Source organism: Alloprevotella rava, assembly GCF_014195585.1.
Taxonomy (GTDB): domain Bacteria; phylum Bacteroidota; class Bacteroidia; order Bacteroidales; family Bacteroidaceae; genus Alloprevotella; species Alloprevotella rava.
The window spans coordinates 263,503-278,880 of record NZ_JACICA010000003.1 but is presented as its reverse complement, the minus strand read 5'-3'; the positions used below and the strand labels follow the sequence as shown (position 1 = coordinate 278,880).

At 48.5% G+C, this 15,378-nt stretch carries 10 protein-coding genes; 3 read left to right on the top strand and 7 right to left on the bottom strand.

Going from position 1 to position 15,378, the window contains the following annotated elements; translation table 11 throughout:
* Positions 1 to 248: 248 nt before the first annotated feature.
* The 6 genes from dnaK to FHS60_RS04585 form a co-directional block, all read right to left on the bottom strand.
* A complete protein-coding gene (gene dnaK, locus FHS60_RS04610) occupies positions 249 to 2,162 on the bottom strand; it encodes a molecular chaperone DnaK (RefSeq protein WP_183695661.1) in 1,914 nt (637 codons plus the stop codon).
* A 617-nt stretch (positions 2,163 to 2,779) separates the two neighbouring features.
* The gene (locus FHS60_RS04605; RefSeq protein ID WP_183695657.1) at positions 2,780 to 3,007 is read right to left on the bottom strand and encodes a hypothetical protein; all 228 of its coding nucleotides are present in this window, start codon (positions 3,005 to 3,007) and stop codon (positions 2,780 to 2,782) included.
* Between the two features lie 49 nt (positions 3,008 to 3,056).
* Positions 3,057 to 5,132 (bottom strand): LTA synthase family protein, encoded by a 2,076-nt coding sequence (locus FHS60_RS04600; RefSeq protein WP_183695654.1) that lies wholly within the window; start codon positions 5,130 to 5,132, stop codon positions 3,057 to 3,059.
* 71 nt (positions 5,133 to 5,203) lie between these two features.
* Positions 5,204 to 8,674: a transcription-repair coupling factor gene (gene mfd / locus FHS60_RS04595; RefSeq protein ID WP_183695650.1), complete on the bottom strand. Its 3,471-nt coding sequence runs from the start codon at positions 8,672 to 8,674 to the stop codon at positions 5,204 to 5,206.
* A gap of 77 nt (positions 8,675 to 8,751) precedes the next feature.
* The gene (locus FHS60_RS04590) at positions 8,752 to 9,513 is read right to left on the bottom strand and encodes an inorganic diphosphatase (protein WP_244957429.1); all 762 of its coding nucleotides are present in this window, start codon (positions 9,511 to 9,513) and stop codon (positions 8,752 to 8,754) included.
* Between the two features lie 67 nt (positions 9,514 to 9,580).
* Complete coding sequence (locus FHS60_RS04585) at positions 9,581 to 10,912, bottom strand: glucose-6-phosphate isomerase (protein WP_183695647.1); 1,332 nt, start codon at positions 10,910 to 10,912, stop codon at positions 9,581 to 9,583.
* 1,080 nt (positions 10,913 to 11,992) lie between these two features.
* Between FHS60_RS04585 and FHS60_RS04580 the strand changes: the two genes are divergently transcribed.
* Positions 11,993 to 12,742, top strand: a complete 750-nt coding sequence (locus FHS60_RS04580; RefSeq protein ID WP_183695644.1) for a YaaA family protein — start codon at positions 11,993 to 11,995, stop codon at positions 12,740 to 12,742.
* An 88-nt stretch (positions 12,743 to 12,830) separates the two neighbouring features.
* A complete protein-coding gene (locus FHS60_RS04575) occupies positions 12,831 to 13,283 on the top strand; it encodes a peroxiredoxin (RefSeq protein WP_009346954.1) in 453 nt (150 codons plus the stop codon).
* Between the two features lie 499 nt (positions 13,284 to 13,782).
* On the opposite strand, the gene yfcE is transcribed toward FHS60_RS04575, so the two are convergent.
* Positions 13,783 to 14,325: a phosphodiesterase gene (gene yfcE / locus FHS60_RS04570; protein WP_183695641.1), complete on the bottom strand. Its 543-nt coding sequence runs from the start codon at positions 14,323 to 14,325 to the stop codon at positions 13,783 to 13,785.
* 125 nt (positions 14,326 to 14,450) lie between these two features.
* On the opposite strand from yfcE, the gene FHS60_RS04565 reads away from it, so the two are divergent.
* Positions 14,451 to 15,359, top strand: coding sequence for a GSCFA domain-containing protein (locus FHS60_RS04565; RefSeq protein ID WP_183695638.1), 909 nt, complete (start codon positions 14,451 to 14,453; stop codon positions 15,357 to 15,359).
* The last annotated feature ends 19 nt before the right edge of the window (positions 15,360 to 15,378 follow it).

The window sequence follows — 15,378 nt, the reverse complement described above, 5'->3', positions numbered from 1 at the left end:
GAAAAAGGTTCTTTGTTTTATAGGAGGTGTTGATCAGAGCTAGCGCGGGGATGGAGGAATCTTGGCCGCGGAAAAGTAGTGCAAGGATGGAGCAGCATTGATTGCAGTGCGCATGAGTCGCAAATATAGTAAATATTTGTAAAGAAAGGTAACCGTAGATTGAAGAAAATTTAGTGCACGCAAAAATCCCAGTAACTGTTGAGAGTTACTGGGATTTACTTATTTTTGATTAGCGTTTTTTAGCACTTTTACTTCACTTCCTCGAAGTCGGCATCTTGGATGTCGTCTTTAGGTTGAGCGCCTTGCTGAGCACCACCTTGGAAACCGGCGTCAGCACCGGGCTGTTGAGCACCACCTGTTTGCTGGTACATTTCTGCACTGGCAGCTTGCCAAGCATCATTGAGCTCTTTGATGGCAGCATCGATGGCGTCGATTTCTTGCGCCTTGTGAGCGTCTTTCAGCTTCTGGAGAGCGGCCTCGATGACAGACTTCTTGTCGGCGGGGAGCTTCTCGCCCAAATCTTTGAGCTGGTTTTCAGTCTGGAAGATCATAGAGTCAGCCTGGTTGAGCTTGTCGATGCGCTCTTTCTCCTTCTTGTCGGCCTCTTCGTTGGCTTGTGCTTCAGCTTTCATGCGGTCGATTTCTTCCTGGCTCAAGCCTGAAGATGCTTCGATGCGGATGGCCTGTTCTTTACCCGTAGCTTTGTCCTTAGCACTTACGTTCAAGATACCGTTGGCGTCGATGTCGAACGTTACTTCAATTTGAGGAATACCGCGGCGAGCGGGAGCGATGCCGGCGAGGTTGAAGCGACCGATGCTCTTGTTCTGAGCGGCCATTGGACGCTCGCCCTGGAGCACGTGGATGGTTACTTCGGGCTGGTTGTCTTCAGCAGTTGAGAACACCTGGCTCTTCTTGCAAGGAATGGTAGCATTGGCTTCAATCAGTTTTGTCATAACGCCACCCATCGTTTCGATACCGAGACTCAGCGGAGTAACGTCGAGGAGAACGATGTCGCCTACACCCTGTTCCTTATTCATAATAGCACCCTGAACAGCAGCACCTACGGCTACTACCTCATCTGGGTTAACGCCCTTGCTGGGTTCTTTGCCGAAGAAGTTCTTCACCATTTCCTGAACGGCAGGAATACGGCTGGAACCACCCACGAGGATCACCTCGTCGATTTCGTTAGTGTTGAGACCTGCACTCTGCAGTGCTTCCTGGCAAGGTACTTTACAATCTTCGATGAGCTGGTGAGATAGTTGCTCAAACTTAGCGCGTGTCAGCGTCTTAACGAGGTGCTTGGGAACACCGCCTACTGGCATGATGTAGGGCAGGTTGATTTCTGTTGTCGTAGTAGAGGACAGCTCAATCTTAGCCTTTTCAGCAGCTTCTTTCAAACGCTGCATCGCCATCGGGTCTTGCGTCAAATCAGCGCCCTCATCATTCTTGAATTCCTCTACCAACCAGTTGATGATAACATGGTCGAAGTCGTCACCACCGAGGTGAGTGTTACCGTTTGTTGAGAGAACTTCAAATACGCCTCCACCCAATTCGAGGATAGAGATATCGAACGTACCACCACCGAGGTCGAATACGGCAATCTTCATGTCCTTCTTAGCCTTGTCCAAACCATAGGCAAGGGCAGCTGCAGTAGGCTCATTCACGATACGCTTTACTTCGAGACCGGCAATCTGGCCAGCTTCTTTCGTTGCCTGGCGCTGAGAATCGGAGAAGTAGGCCGGAACCGTGATTACGGCTTCTTTTACCTCCTGTCCGAGGTAATCCTCAGCTGTTTTCTTCATCTTTTGCAGAATCATCGCACTGATTTCCTGCGGTGTGTACTGGCGGTCGTCAATTTTAACGCGCGGAGTGTTATTTTCACCCTTCACAACCTCGTAGGGCATACGTGAGATTTCCTTTGCCACCTGGTCGTAAGTCTCGCCCATAAAGCGCTTGATAGAATAAACCGTACGCTTCGGGTTGGTGATGGCCTGACGCTTTGCGGGGTCGCCCACTTTGCGTTCGCCACCTTCAACAAATGCTACGATAGAAGGAGTTGTGCGTTTACCTTCACTGTTCGTAATAACGACGGGCTCGTTACCCTCGAAAACGGAAACGCAGCTGTTCGTCGTACCTAAGTCAATACCAATAATCTTTCCCATAATTGTATTTTTTTATTTTTGTTATTATCTAAATTATTAAGGTGTGGTACTTCCACACACCTTTTTGTGATTTGCCTATCTTATTTGCAAGAGGTGTGCCAAAACTGAAGACTGACAGAGAAAAGGGCTTTTTTTATTGCTTTCCTATTAAAGTTGTTGAGAGGAGGGGTAATGGAAATGCCTATATCCTCTCGATTTTCTGCTATTTCAGGTTATTTTGTCCAATGCGTGCTTGCGAATGACGAGCCATGCTCAGACGGCGACACCTTTTTACTCTTTATCTGTGAACAGCTATTGCAAACTGTGCGCCAAAGTAGAAGAGGTGCGTAGCTTCTTTTATGGAATGATACGAAACGATAATGTGCTGGTAAGGGTAATTATACTTTACAGACGACTTTTCCGTTTTAGCGCAGCGTAACTTAATGAAAAGGAGAAAAAGAAGCTGTAAAACATAAAAAAGGAGAGTCGCAATAACGCGCATCTCATTTTTCTTGGAAAACAGACGGGAAATGAGCCGATTTCTTATAATTTCAGTTGTTTTGGCGTGCCGAATGCTTGTGTTTTTCCTTATTCTGTTCGAGAATGCAATAAGGCTGTCAGCTGACTTCCTTATTGTGTCAGTTGATAGCCTTATTGTATTTGCCGATAGGCTTATTGGATGAGCAGGACGAGTCAGAGCTATCTGATGCCCCACTTACTACGATTGGGTTTTGAAGCCATTCTCGCTCCGTTAGAATACGAATTCTGTTTACAATCTTTGTGGCGATTGTCACCACGAAGTTTCTTGCGGTGCGGCAGACTTTCAAGTTGAGTAAGGGGCGTTGGGAGGCGACGGTTTCAACCAATCAGCAAACAGCCCCTTCTCCAAGTGGGGAAGAGGCTGCAAAAGAAGTTTTATTTATTCACAGTTTGATAGAAACTTACAGCTTTTTGCGTCAGTTCTATGTTTTGCTTTTTGAGTAGCGTCTCTTCAAAAGTGCCGTCGGGAAGCGGGCTAACGGCGTATTGCTGCACTTTCCGTACCGGCGAAAGCACCGTGAGAATGTGGTTCTCATAGTAGCCCAAATCTTGATAGGTAGCGAGAAAAGCCCGCTCCTTGAAATTGGGCGAAAGAATATCGTTGCCTGCAAACTGCACCTTGGCAGGGAGGTGGAGCATGGTGAAGAGCGTGGGAATAATGTCGATTTGCGAGCACACCTTGCTAACAGTTTGTGGCTGGATGCGTCCCGGACTGAAGATGAGGCAGGGGATGTGGTATTTCTCCAGCGGTAGCGAGGTTTTCCCTGCGCTCGAAGCACAGTGATCGGCAATGACGATGAACACAGTATTCTTGAACCACGGTTTCTTTGCGGCCTTATTGAGGAAGTCCCCGATGGCATAGTCGGTGTACTTCACCGCAGCGTTGCGAGTATGGGGATTTCCCTCCACGTGTATTTTCTCCGTGGGATAAGTGTAGGGGCGATGGTTGCTCGTTGTCATGAATTGTGCAAAGAACGGTTTCCCCGTTTTCGCGTTGGCATCAAACACTTCCAATCCTTTGTTGAAAATATCCTCATCACAAACGCCCCAAATATTGGCAAAGGTGATATTCTGCTTGGCTATATTGGAGCGATCGATCACCTCGTAGCCATTGTGGGAGAAATAGTCGCCCATGTTGTCAAAATAGCTGTAGCCACCATAGAGAAACTGTGTGGTGTAGCCCAACTTACGGAGCTGATAGCCCACAGAGAGTGCGCCCATGCGGTTGTTCTTCTGCTTGATGACGCTCTCCCCTGCGTGGGGCGGAACGCAAAGCGAAAGAGCTTCCAAGCCTCTTACGGTGCGATTTCCGCAAGCGTAAAGGCTGTCGAAAACAAGGCTCTGCGCCATGAGGCGGTCGATGTAAGGCGTCAGTCCCTCCTTGTTTCCGTAGCGCGTAAGGAAGTCGGCGCTCAAGCTCTCTACCGTGATCAGCACGATATTGCATTTTTCAGCTCCTTGTCCATCCGAGAGTTGCTTCGTCCCGTTGGCATCCAAGCCCGTTTGTTGGCGGTAGAGCGCCTCGCATTGTGCTGGTGGGAGCATCGTGTAGAACTTGTCATACTCCAGTTTGTTGTTCAAGAAAGCCCGCACAAAATCGTAAGCACCATTCTGCTCGATTTGCGTGACATACTGATTGTTGGCATCCAGATTATGTGTCAGTGAGGTAGCTCCAAAGCCCGCGCCAACAAGCACCACAGCCAAAAGCGTTTCAAAGCCAAAGCGGCGGAGACTGTAATTTCCCTCCAACTGGAAACGGCTTTTGCGCACGGCTGCCAAGATGAGACCCAGTGTGGCCAGTAGGAGGACGGCCATTAGGGGCGCAATGGAATAGGACTCCATAATGTTACCGATGACTTCGTTCGTATAGACCAAATAGTCCACAGCGATGAAGTTGTAGCGCACGCCAAATTCCTCCCAGAAGAAGAATTCGCCTGCCGCAACCATAAATAGCAAAAGGATGTAGATGCCCCATGTGAGATAGAGCGTGCAGGCGCGCCATGTTTTGCGTATGCGCGGAATGAAGGCGCGGAGGGAGAAACTCAAGAGTTTCCACCCTAAGAAAATCTGGGCAATGCGCGGAGCACCACCGCCGTACTGGCGGAAAATGGATCCAGGCCAAAAGGCGTAGGCCAATCCAGCAATGAGCAGCAGGCAGATGGAGATGGCTGCGTATTTTTTATACTTGTATTCGTTGAGCCCTACATAGAAAACAAAGAGCGGAACGAGGAGAAGCAGCCCCATACCAAGGTCGGACAAAAAGCCGATGGAGAGACCGCGCAGTATGCCCATTGCCGTGTAGGTGGCATCGGCTGGCGAGAACGCCATGAGCACGATGCGCAGCACAAAGCCAATGATGAGATACAACGACAAGAAGTGGCCGCCAATCAAGTAGAGAGGATTGATTTGCTTGGCTTTCTTCGAAGAGAGAAAGAATGTTTTAAAGTTCATATCGGTGTGTATTGATGTTTTTTTTGGATGAGTTGTATTGAGGTTTTTTCTTTGTACTTATTGCAAAAACCTTATTCCGTGATTTGTTGGAGCAGGCTGAGGGCACGCCCTACCGTAGGCACACTTTTAATAACCATACGGCGTTTGCCCGCACTTTCTTTTAGTTCAGTAGTGCGATAGTTTTGCGCGGCGTACTGAATGAGGCGGTCGAACGTGGAACTCTGATAGAATGGCGAGTCATATTTCGAAACGAAATAAAGTGTCATGCGCCCATTTTTTAGTATTAACCGTTCAGCTCCCACCTTACGACCAAGGCGGCGCAGAGGTACGATGCGCAAGAGTTCCTCGCCTTCGGGCGGCAATGCGCCAAAGCGGTCGGTCATGCGCTGGCGGAAATCCGCAATTTGCTCGTCGGTAGTAAGACCGTCCAGCTCGCGATAGAGCAGCATACGCTCACTGGCTCCCGGCACATAGGTTTCGGGGAAGAACGCATGCAGATCACATTCCACATTGCATTCATCCACAAAGAAATCGCCCGTGAGAGCCGAGTGTTGCAACTCTTCTTTGTACAACTCTGCAAACTCGTCGTTTTTGAGTTCGCTGACCGCTTCTGCCAAAATCTTTTGGTAGGTTTCGTAACCTAAGTCGGCAATAAAACCGCTCTGCTCCGCGCCTAAGAGATTGCCAGCTCCGCGGATGTCGAGATCCTGCATAGCGATGTGTATGCCAGAACCCAAATCGCTAAACTCCTCGATGGCTTGCAGTCGGCGGCGGCTCTCCTCGCTCAAATGCGCCAGAGGTGGCGCTAGGAGGTAGCAAAACGCCTTGCGATCCGAGCGCCCCACGCGGCCGCGCATCTGGTGGAGATCACTCAGCCCGAAATGGTTGGCGGCATCAATGATAATGGTATTGGCATTACTGATGTCGATACCGTTCTCCACGATGGTGGTGGAGATGAGTACGTCGTAATCGTAGTTGGCAAAGCCCAGAATGATTTTCTCTAATTCGGCAGGAGGCATCTGTCCGTGACCGATAGCCACGCGGGCATCGGGCACATATTTCTTAACCAATTCTTTGAGGTTGTTAAGAGCCGAAACGCGGTGAGTAACGATGTAAGTCTGTCCGTTCCGACTCATTTCAAAATTGACGGCATCGGCAATGATTTCGTGACTGAAGGTGTGTACCTCTGTCTGTATCGGGCGGCGGTTGGGCGGTGGCGTTTGGATAACACTAAAGTCGCGCGCGCCCATCAGAGAGAACTGCAAAGTGCGCGGAATGGGTGTGGCCGACATGGTGAGCGTATCTACATTCACTTTCAGCTGGCGGAGTTTCTCCTTGACGGCAACACCGAATTTCTGTTCCTCGTCGATGATGAGAAGCCCAAGGTCTTTGAATTTCACACTTTTGCCGATGAGTTTGTGAGTGCCCACAAGGATGTCGATTTTCCCCTCGGCCAAATCGGTCAAGAGTTCGCGCACCTGTTTCGGCGTACGAGCGCGAGAGAGATAATCCACGCGCACGGGGAAGTTCTTCAAACGTTTCTCAAACGTCTTGAAGTGCTGCAACGCCAAAACGGTTGTAGGCACGAGTACGGCCACTTGTTTTCCATCGGCTGCGGCTTTCATCGCTGCCCGCACGGCAATCTCCGTTTTACCAAAGCCCACATCGCCACAAACCAGACGATCCATTGGTTTCGCACTCTCCATGTCGGCTTTCACTTCTTGCGTCACTTTGAGCTGGTCAGGCGTGTCTTCGTAGACAAAACTGGCTTCCAACTCGTTTTGCAAGTAGGTGTCGGCGCTGTAAGCAAAGCCTTTTTCCTCTTTGCGCTTTGAATAGAGTTTGATGAGGTCGCGAGCAATGTCTTTGATTTTCTTCTTGGTGCGCTCCTTTAATTTTTCCCAAGCTCCCGTGCCCAAGCGGCTCAGTTTGGGGGCTTCGCCCTCGCGCCCCTTGTATTTGGAGAGTTTGTGGAGGGAATGGATGCTCACCAAGACGATGTCGTCGTTTTGGTAGGTCAACTTAATCATCTCCTGCTGCGTACCATCGGCAGCGGGCATACGCACCAATCCGGCAAAGCGTCCCACGCCGTGGTCGATATGTACGATGAAATCGCCCGGCTGAAACTGCATCAGCTCTTTCAGCGTAAGGGCCATCTTGGCGTCGCGGGCGTGGTCGCTCTTTAGGTTGTATTTGTGGAATCGGTCGAATATCTGATGGTCGGTGAAGAAGCACACCTGCAAGTCTTCATCGGAGAAACCCTCGTGCAAAGTTTTCAAAACGGGGGTAAAAAGCGGTGCATCGGCCGATGAAGCGGAGGTCTGCATCGTGGCATCTGTGGGAAGTGAGACCAGAATCTCTGTCAGGCGCTCGTTCTGCTTCCCGCTGTCGGCTGCAATATAAATGCGATAGTGGCGGTCGCGGAAATCGTTGAACGAAGTCTTGACCATCTCGAAGTTCTTATGATAGATGGGCTGCACCTGTGTTTTGAAATGCAGGCGAGCTTTTGGCGCATCGGACGGAGCATTGCCCATTTCGATGCGCTGCAAGGCGAGGAGAGATTTGCTCAGTTCGCGCCCCGACACAAGCAGGCGGTGCTTGTTGAGATCCGTTGCAGGCTCTGTCATTTGAGGAGCACGGATTGATGCCTTTTCTTCTTCGTAAATTTCCCACTCGGGGCGTTCTTTGTTATCCTTTTTCTCGATGTAGGCTTGTTTGGCAAACCCTTCATCAAAAACCTTTTGTATAGTATCAGTAATGAGAACTAAATTCTTCACTACCAGTAAAGCATCCGTTGGAAGATAGTCCGTGAACGGTACTAAATCCGAATCGCCACCTTCCATTTCGGGCACTATGGTAACATCTTTCAAGCGATCTTTAGACAGCTGCGTCTGCACCTCAAACGTACGAATCGTTTCCACATCATCGCCGAAGAAATCGACACGATAAGGATATTCGGAGGAATAGCTGAATACATCCAAGATACTACCGCGTACGGCAAACTCTCCAGGCTCGTAAACGTAGTCCACGCGGCGGAAACCAAGCTCCAGCAGCTGCCGCTCGAGCTGCGGAAGGTCGTAGTTGCCGCCTTCCTGAATCTTGACGGTGCGCGACTCAAACGAAACTTTTGGCGCAACACGTTCGCTCAATGCCTCAGGGTAGGTAACGATAAAAAGATATTGCTCACTTCTGTCCGCTAACGCATTGAGTACCTGCGTGCGAAGCACCTCGTTGGCAGCATCCCGCTGCGCGTATTTCACAGCACGGCGATAGCTGGAAGGAAAGAAGAGCACATTCTTATCGCCCAGCATCTGTGTGAGGTCGTGATAGAAATACCCCGCCTCCTCTTCATCATTGAGCACGAAGAGATAGGGTTTTCCTTTGATGCGTCGGCACGTGAGGGCGGCAAAAACCATGGCGGCAGCTGAGCCGTGAAGCCCGTCGCAAAAAGTGAGTCGCGGACTGCTTTCTCCAATTATTTTAGCCAGTGCTGCTACCTGTGGGTGAGCGGCGTAGAGTGGAAGAATTTCGTTGAGAGTCAAAGTGAGTGGAAATTACTATATTTTCTCAGAGAAATCCGAGCAGGAGAGGAATCTCCCCCCCACTGGAAGAAAAAGTTTTAGCCTCTCCATTCATCGGCTAAAGCCGTCATGGAGGGGAACAGAATATTTGCGCCAGCATCGCGGAGCGTCTCGTTGGAAAGCGGTCCCGTATTGACGGCGATAGTACATATCTGAGCCGCGCGGGCAGCTTGAACGCCTAAGGGCGCATTCTCTACAACAAGTGCTTCCCAAGGCTGAACGCCAGCTTTCTCCAATCCTAAAAGGTACGGATCAGGATGGGGCTTGCCGTGACGGCAGTCTTTGCTCGACACAATATGCTCGGGGTTGAAAAAGCCAGGATAGTGGGTTTGCAGGCGCTCAAGCAATGAGGTCTGTCCGCTTCCCGTCACCACAAGAATCTGAAGGCCAGCATTGCGCACTGCATTGAGCACACGTTCTGCTCCGGGCATATTCTGCGCCATTCCGCATTCGTTGAAGAGTCGGCACTTCTCAGCGTAGATTTCTTCTATCTCCTCTGTCGTAGCCTCTCGTCCCCAGTCGCGACGGGCAAAGCTGTTGATGGTGGAAGCCCCAGTGCGTCCCTCGTTGAGGTAGACATCTTCAGGCGTCACGCCCAAGCGGAAAAGTTGCCCCACTTCTGCCCAACTTTTAGCATGATTAGGCATCGAATCGAAAAGGACTCCATCCATGTCGAAAAGTACGGCTTTTAGCTCAAAACGCTCAAAGCCGCTCTGTTCCAAATAAGCAAAAACAGCCTCGCTGAATTTCTCCGAAAGGAAAGATTCAGGGGCTGTTATATTATTAGATGTATAAGTCATCAGTTATGTACGAGAAATCCCCTCAGCCTTCCTACGTGGGAAGACGAAGGGGACATCTGTGTCTCTCTTACTTGTTCAGACGTTCACGAATAGCTTTGCTCTCTGCCTCATAACCCGGCTTGTTGAGCAGTGCAAACATATTCTTCTTGTAGCTCTCAACGCCCGGTTGGTTGAACGGATTAACACCCAGCAAGTTACCACTAATACCGCACGCTACCTCAAAGAAATAGAGCAACTGACCGATGTAGTACTCTGTCAGTTCGGGTACGCTGATGCGGATATTGGGGACGCCGCCGTCTACGTGAGCCAACTGTGTGCCCAGCTCTGCCATCTTGTTGACTTCGTCCACGCGCTTACCCTCGAGAAAGTTCAGACCGTCGAGATTCTCCTCATCGTGGGGGAAGAGAACTGTGTACTTTGACTTTTCAACAGAAACAACCGTCTCGAAGATGTTGCGTTCGCCTTCCTGAATCCACTGACCCATAGAGTGTAGGTCTGTGGTGAGATCTACAGCAGCGGGGAAAATTCCTTTGTTGTCCTTGCCTTCGCTCTCTCCATAAAGCTGCTTCCACCATTCATTGACGTAGTGGAGCTTTGGTTGATAGTTGGCGAGGATTTCGATATTCTTGCCTGCACGATAGAGCAGGTTGCGAATAGCGGCATATTGTTCTGCAGGATTCTCAGCATAAGGAGCTGTTTGGCAGAGTTTCTCCATGTCTTGAGCACCGCGTACAAGTTCTTCAATATCGAAGCCTGCGCAAGCAATGGGCAGGAGGCCTACGGGAGTGAGCACGCTGAAACGACCGCCAACATTGTCGGGGATCACATAGCTCTTATAGCCTTCTTTGTCGGCCGTTACGCGGGCAGCACCTTTTTTAGCATCGGTCACAGCAACAATAACCTTGCGTGCCTCTTCCTTACCGCGCTGCTCTTCACACTGGCTGCGGAGCAAACGGAAAGTGAGGGCCGTTTCGGTGGTAGTACCCGACTTGCTGATGTTTATAACGCCAAATTTGCGAGTTTTGAGATAAGTGGTGAGTTCGCTCAGATAGTCCTCACTGATATTATTACCAGCAAAGAGAATGCGGGGCGTTAGTTCTTCAAAATTATTTTTCAGACATTCGATAACAGCGCGTGCACCGAGATAAGAACCACCGATACCAGCCACTACGATAGCCTCGCAGTTTTCGCGAAGCGTCTGTGCCGTTGACTTGATGTCGGCCAAAATTTCGGGGGTGATGCTGGAAGGCAGATGCAGCCAACCGAGGAAGTCATTGCCCGGGCAAGTTCCGTTCTCAAGTGATTCGTGAGCCTTCTTTACTTCGGGCCCTAAAGCAGCCACTGCGTCAGTATTCAGAAACTGAGCAGCTTTCGTGATGTCAAGTTTAATTGCGTTCATTGCTCATAAAGTTTTAATTTTCGCTGCAAAGATAATACTTTCTCATCGTACGTGGCTGACAGAGAAATAGTAATGTTTCAAAAAGATAGCCTTATACGATGAACTTTCCTACACTGTGCTCTTCATATCTGCGCACACTTTTCTGCAGTTTGAAAGCTGGTTTGGGAAATTTCAAAGGAGGTAAGGCAGCTCATAAGCAGGCTTTCTGTTAAAAATAAGAACAAGAAAAGTGCATTTTTTTGTTTATTCAGAATACGCAAGAAAAAAGACAGAGGAAAATAGGAGTATTCATATTTAATATAAGGGATAGAATCCATCAATGAATATGCCTATTCTTTTGATTCATCCCCGAATTGCATTGGTGTTATCCTTGAGTCCCACTAACCTCAACCCTCCCGCAAATATCCTTAGTGCGTTTGAAAATACAATAAGGCTGTCAGCTGACAGCCTTATTGCGTCAGCCGACGCCCTTATTGTATTTGTGAGCGCGACAAATAAGGCCGCAACTAAGAGAAAACACACTCCTCTCCCGAGTTTGTTTTTTTGTTGTCACGCCGTCACGTCGTCACAATTTGAGTATAACTAACTGAAAATCTATGGATTGGGTGCGTGACAACAACGTGACAACAAAAATCAAGTTTTTACTGGTAGGAGTGATAATAGAAGCAACAATTTCTATCCACCACCATCAACTGTATCGCACAGCATCCACTTCTGCTCACGCATATCTTTACTCCCTCAACGCTTGCAAAGAGAAAAATAAAGGGTTCATCCCAAAATTGTACTGGTGTTAATGAGTACAGAAAAATACCAACGCAATTCGGGAATGAACCTGAAATAGCCTTTGCAAAAGTAAAATATGATAGTTCTGAAGCTTCAGAGACTTCACTTTTTATTGATTCTTTATATATTCAGAACCGGATGATATCTCGGTTCATCCTATGCATATGAAGAGGTTTAGATAAAAGAGAGACGAGTTTTTATTATATTTGCAAACAAAAGGGATTGAGCATCTGCATAACAGAAAGACCAAGACGAACAACCTAAGACTTAAGTTTCACAATCAAAAAGAGATGATATATGCAAATACTGCTGGCTTGTGCTAAAATAATGAATGCGCAGACTGATACGCAGGTGCCCTGCACCTCGCGCCCACGCTTTGAAGCCGAGGCCGAACGCTTTGCGCTGGAGGTGAGCCAATGGGATGTGGAAGAGGTGAGAAACGCACTGAAATGCAGTCCACAACTGGCGGCAGAGAACCTTTTGCGATATCAGTCGTTCAGAGAAGAGGATGAGAAAATGCCTGCCATTTTGGCCTATTTCGGACAAGCTTACAAACACTTGAAAGCGGCAGAATTTTCGGCCGATGACTTCCGTTTTGCACAAGAACATCTCTTCATTACTTCTTTTCTCTACGGGCTTTTGCGACCGCTCGACCTCATCCACCCCTACCGCATGGAAGGCAAGGTGAAGTTGGAAGCCACCGAAGAACGCACCATGTTTGATTTTTGGAAGCCGCGGCTGACGGAGGAACTCATCCGTGCCGTGCAGTCCGACGATGGAATCCTCGTGCACCTGGCCACGAAGGAGATGGAGCACCTCTTCGATTGGAAGCACGTCAAGAAAGAAGTGCGTGTGATTCAGCCCACGTTCTACATTGAGAAGAACGGCCGCATGGTTTCTCCCGCCATCTATGCCAAGAGTTGCCGCGGGGCGATGACGCGAGAGATTATCAAACAAGCAAGAGACCTGCGCCAGTTAGTCTCCGAGGGAGAAAGCGTGGAAGCATTCCTACAAAGAATTCAAGACGATTTAGACATTCAATTATAACCCCTAAATGCGCTCCGCTTCAAACTACAGGAGAGAGCACTCCCTTCATAGAGAGAAGAAAAGGGGCTTCAATTTTAAACTTACAATTATGGAAATAGGACAAAAGCTGCCGGAAGTGCTGGGCGTAGACCAAGACGGCAAAGAATGGACAATGAGCGAGCTGAGTGGCTCAAAAGTAGTGTTATACATTTACCCACGCGATTCTACACCGGGTTGCACCAATCAGGCCTGCAACCTGCGCGACAATTACGAGCGTTTCCTCGCACAAGGCTATAAGGTACTTGGATGCAGCATTCAAGACGAGAAATCGCACAAGAAGTTTATCGAAAAATATCAACTCCCCTTCCCGCTCATTTGCGACACGGAGAAGCGCCTCGTTGAAGCCCTCGGCGTGTACGGAGAAAAGAAGATGTACGGTCGCACCACAATGGGCGTGTTCCGCACCACGTTTATCACCGATGAACAAGGCGTTATCACGCGTATTATGAGCCCGAAAGAAATCAAGGTGAAAGAGCATTCCGCACAGATATTAGGAGAATAATAAAGTTGTCATATAACTCCATTTACTGTAAAAGAAGCATAAAACAAATTTATCTACATCTTATCTTATCAACATTTTTCGCAGTCTATAGCCTCAAGAGAGGCTCAAAAATCAATTTCTTCGCCTACGATCGAAAAGAACGCCCGTTTTTTGCATCAAAAAAATAGGCCTATTTTCAATTTCTATAGGGCAAATTAAAATTTCTCGCCGAGGAATTTTATTTTCTCGCCGAGGAATTGAAAATACAATAAGGAAATTCTTGGATAGAATAAGGAAATTTTCGGATAGAATAAGGCTGTCAGCTGACAGAATAAGCTAAAAAACGCATTTCTTAGAGAAAAATCCCCCTTTCTTTAGCATTCCGACCAATCAAATTAAGCAAAACAAGCGAACAGGCCGATAAAAAAACACAAAAAAAGGTTGTTTCCGTTTCTAGAACCAGAAAATCGTTTGTAAATTAAAGCTCACAAAAAGAAGAAAGCAACCGTGATAATTTACATCACAGAGTTATTGTTTTGAGAATCGTTCCGTCCAGCAGGCGCACACTGAGATTTCCGTTCTCCAGCGTGCAGAACGTAGCGGGACGCTGTTGCTTCGGGAAAGTGGGACTACCCGTGTTGCAAATCACCCTACCCTGCTCGTCGCGCTCCAGTTTCCACAGATGGGTATGCCCATAAATAAAAACATCGAAACCGGCACGCGGCAAATTCTGTTCACCATACACATGACCGTGAGTCAAGAATATCCGTTGCCCGCCCTCAACAAGCAGCGCATAGTCGCTAAGTATCGGAAAATCGAGCAGCATCTGATCCACCTCGCTATCACAGTTTCCACGAATGGCCACAATGCGATCAGCCAAAGGGTTGAGACGCTCCACAATACCTTTAGGGTCTAAGCCTTCAGGCAAACCATTGCGAGGACCATAATTGATAATGTCGCCCAAGATACAAAGCATATCGTAATGCTCCTTATGGAAGAAATCGAGCACGCGCTCCAAAGCCGGCAGAGAGCCGTGAATATCAGAAACTATTAGATATTTCATACACATAAAAATACAGATGTCGCCTCCTTTTGAGGCTTTCCACCCATGATGAGGTGCAAAACTACAAACTTTTTCACTGATAATAGGCTTATTTCTTCCCTCAACACGTATTTTTGCAGCTAAGTATGGAATTTAGAACGATAGTTGATTTGCCCAAGACAGCCCTAACGGTGACGCCCGCAAGCCGCGTCCTACTGATGGGCTCTTGTTTTGCCGACAGCATAGGTGCTCGCATGAAGGAGGCTCTCCCCGACGGACAAGTGTGTGTCAATCCTTTTGGCGTGCTCTATAATCCTGAGAGCATCCGCATGGCGTTGGAAATTTTGCTGGAAGGCTCTTTGTTCTTTCCAGATTCCTACATCTTCAAGGGGCGCGATGGGCTGTGGCACAGTTGGCTTCATTCAACGCATTTTTCCGCCCAAGAGCGCATTGACTGTAAGCGGAAAATCATGGAGGCTTTTGAGAAGGCATCCAACTTACTGCGTGAAGCCGATATTCTCACCATCACGCTGGGCACTAACCATGCTTACCTGCACCGCACACAAGGCTACGTGGTGGGCAACTGCCACAAAGAGTTGGCCACAACGTTTCAAGAACAAACCATTGACCTCGAAACAATTTGCAACGCCTGGAATCCGCTGCTCGAAGCCTTTAAGCGCGAACTTCCACGGCTGAAAGTGCTCTTCACCATCAGTCCTTATCGCTATGCAAAATATGGTATGCACGGCAACCAACTAGCAAAGTCTACGCTTATGCTGGCTGTCGACCGACTTTGTACGGTCAACGACAACGCGCTCTATTTTCCTGCCTACGAAATCGTGACAGACGAGTTGCGCGATTATCGTTTCTTCGAAGCCGATATGCTGCATCCTTCAGCTCAAGCCTCCGACTATGTTTGGCAGCGTTTCCGCGAATGGACATTCACTTCCGAAACAAGCCGACAAGCACAAACGCTGGAGAAAGAACGCCGCCGAACCGCTCACAAACTCATAGCGACGGATAAGCCGGCAGTAGAAGAACCTCGATTATTTTAGGATAAAAGAAAACAAAATA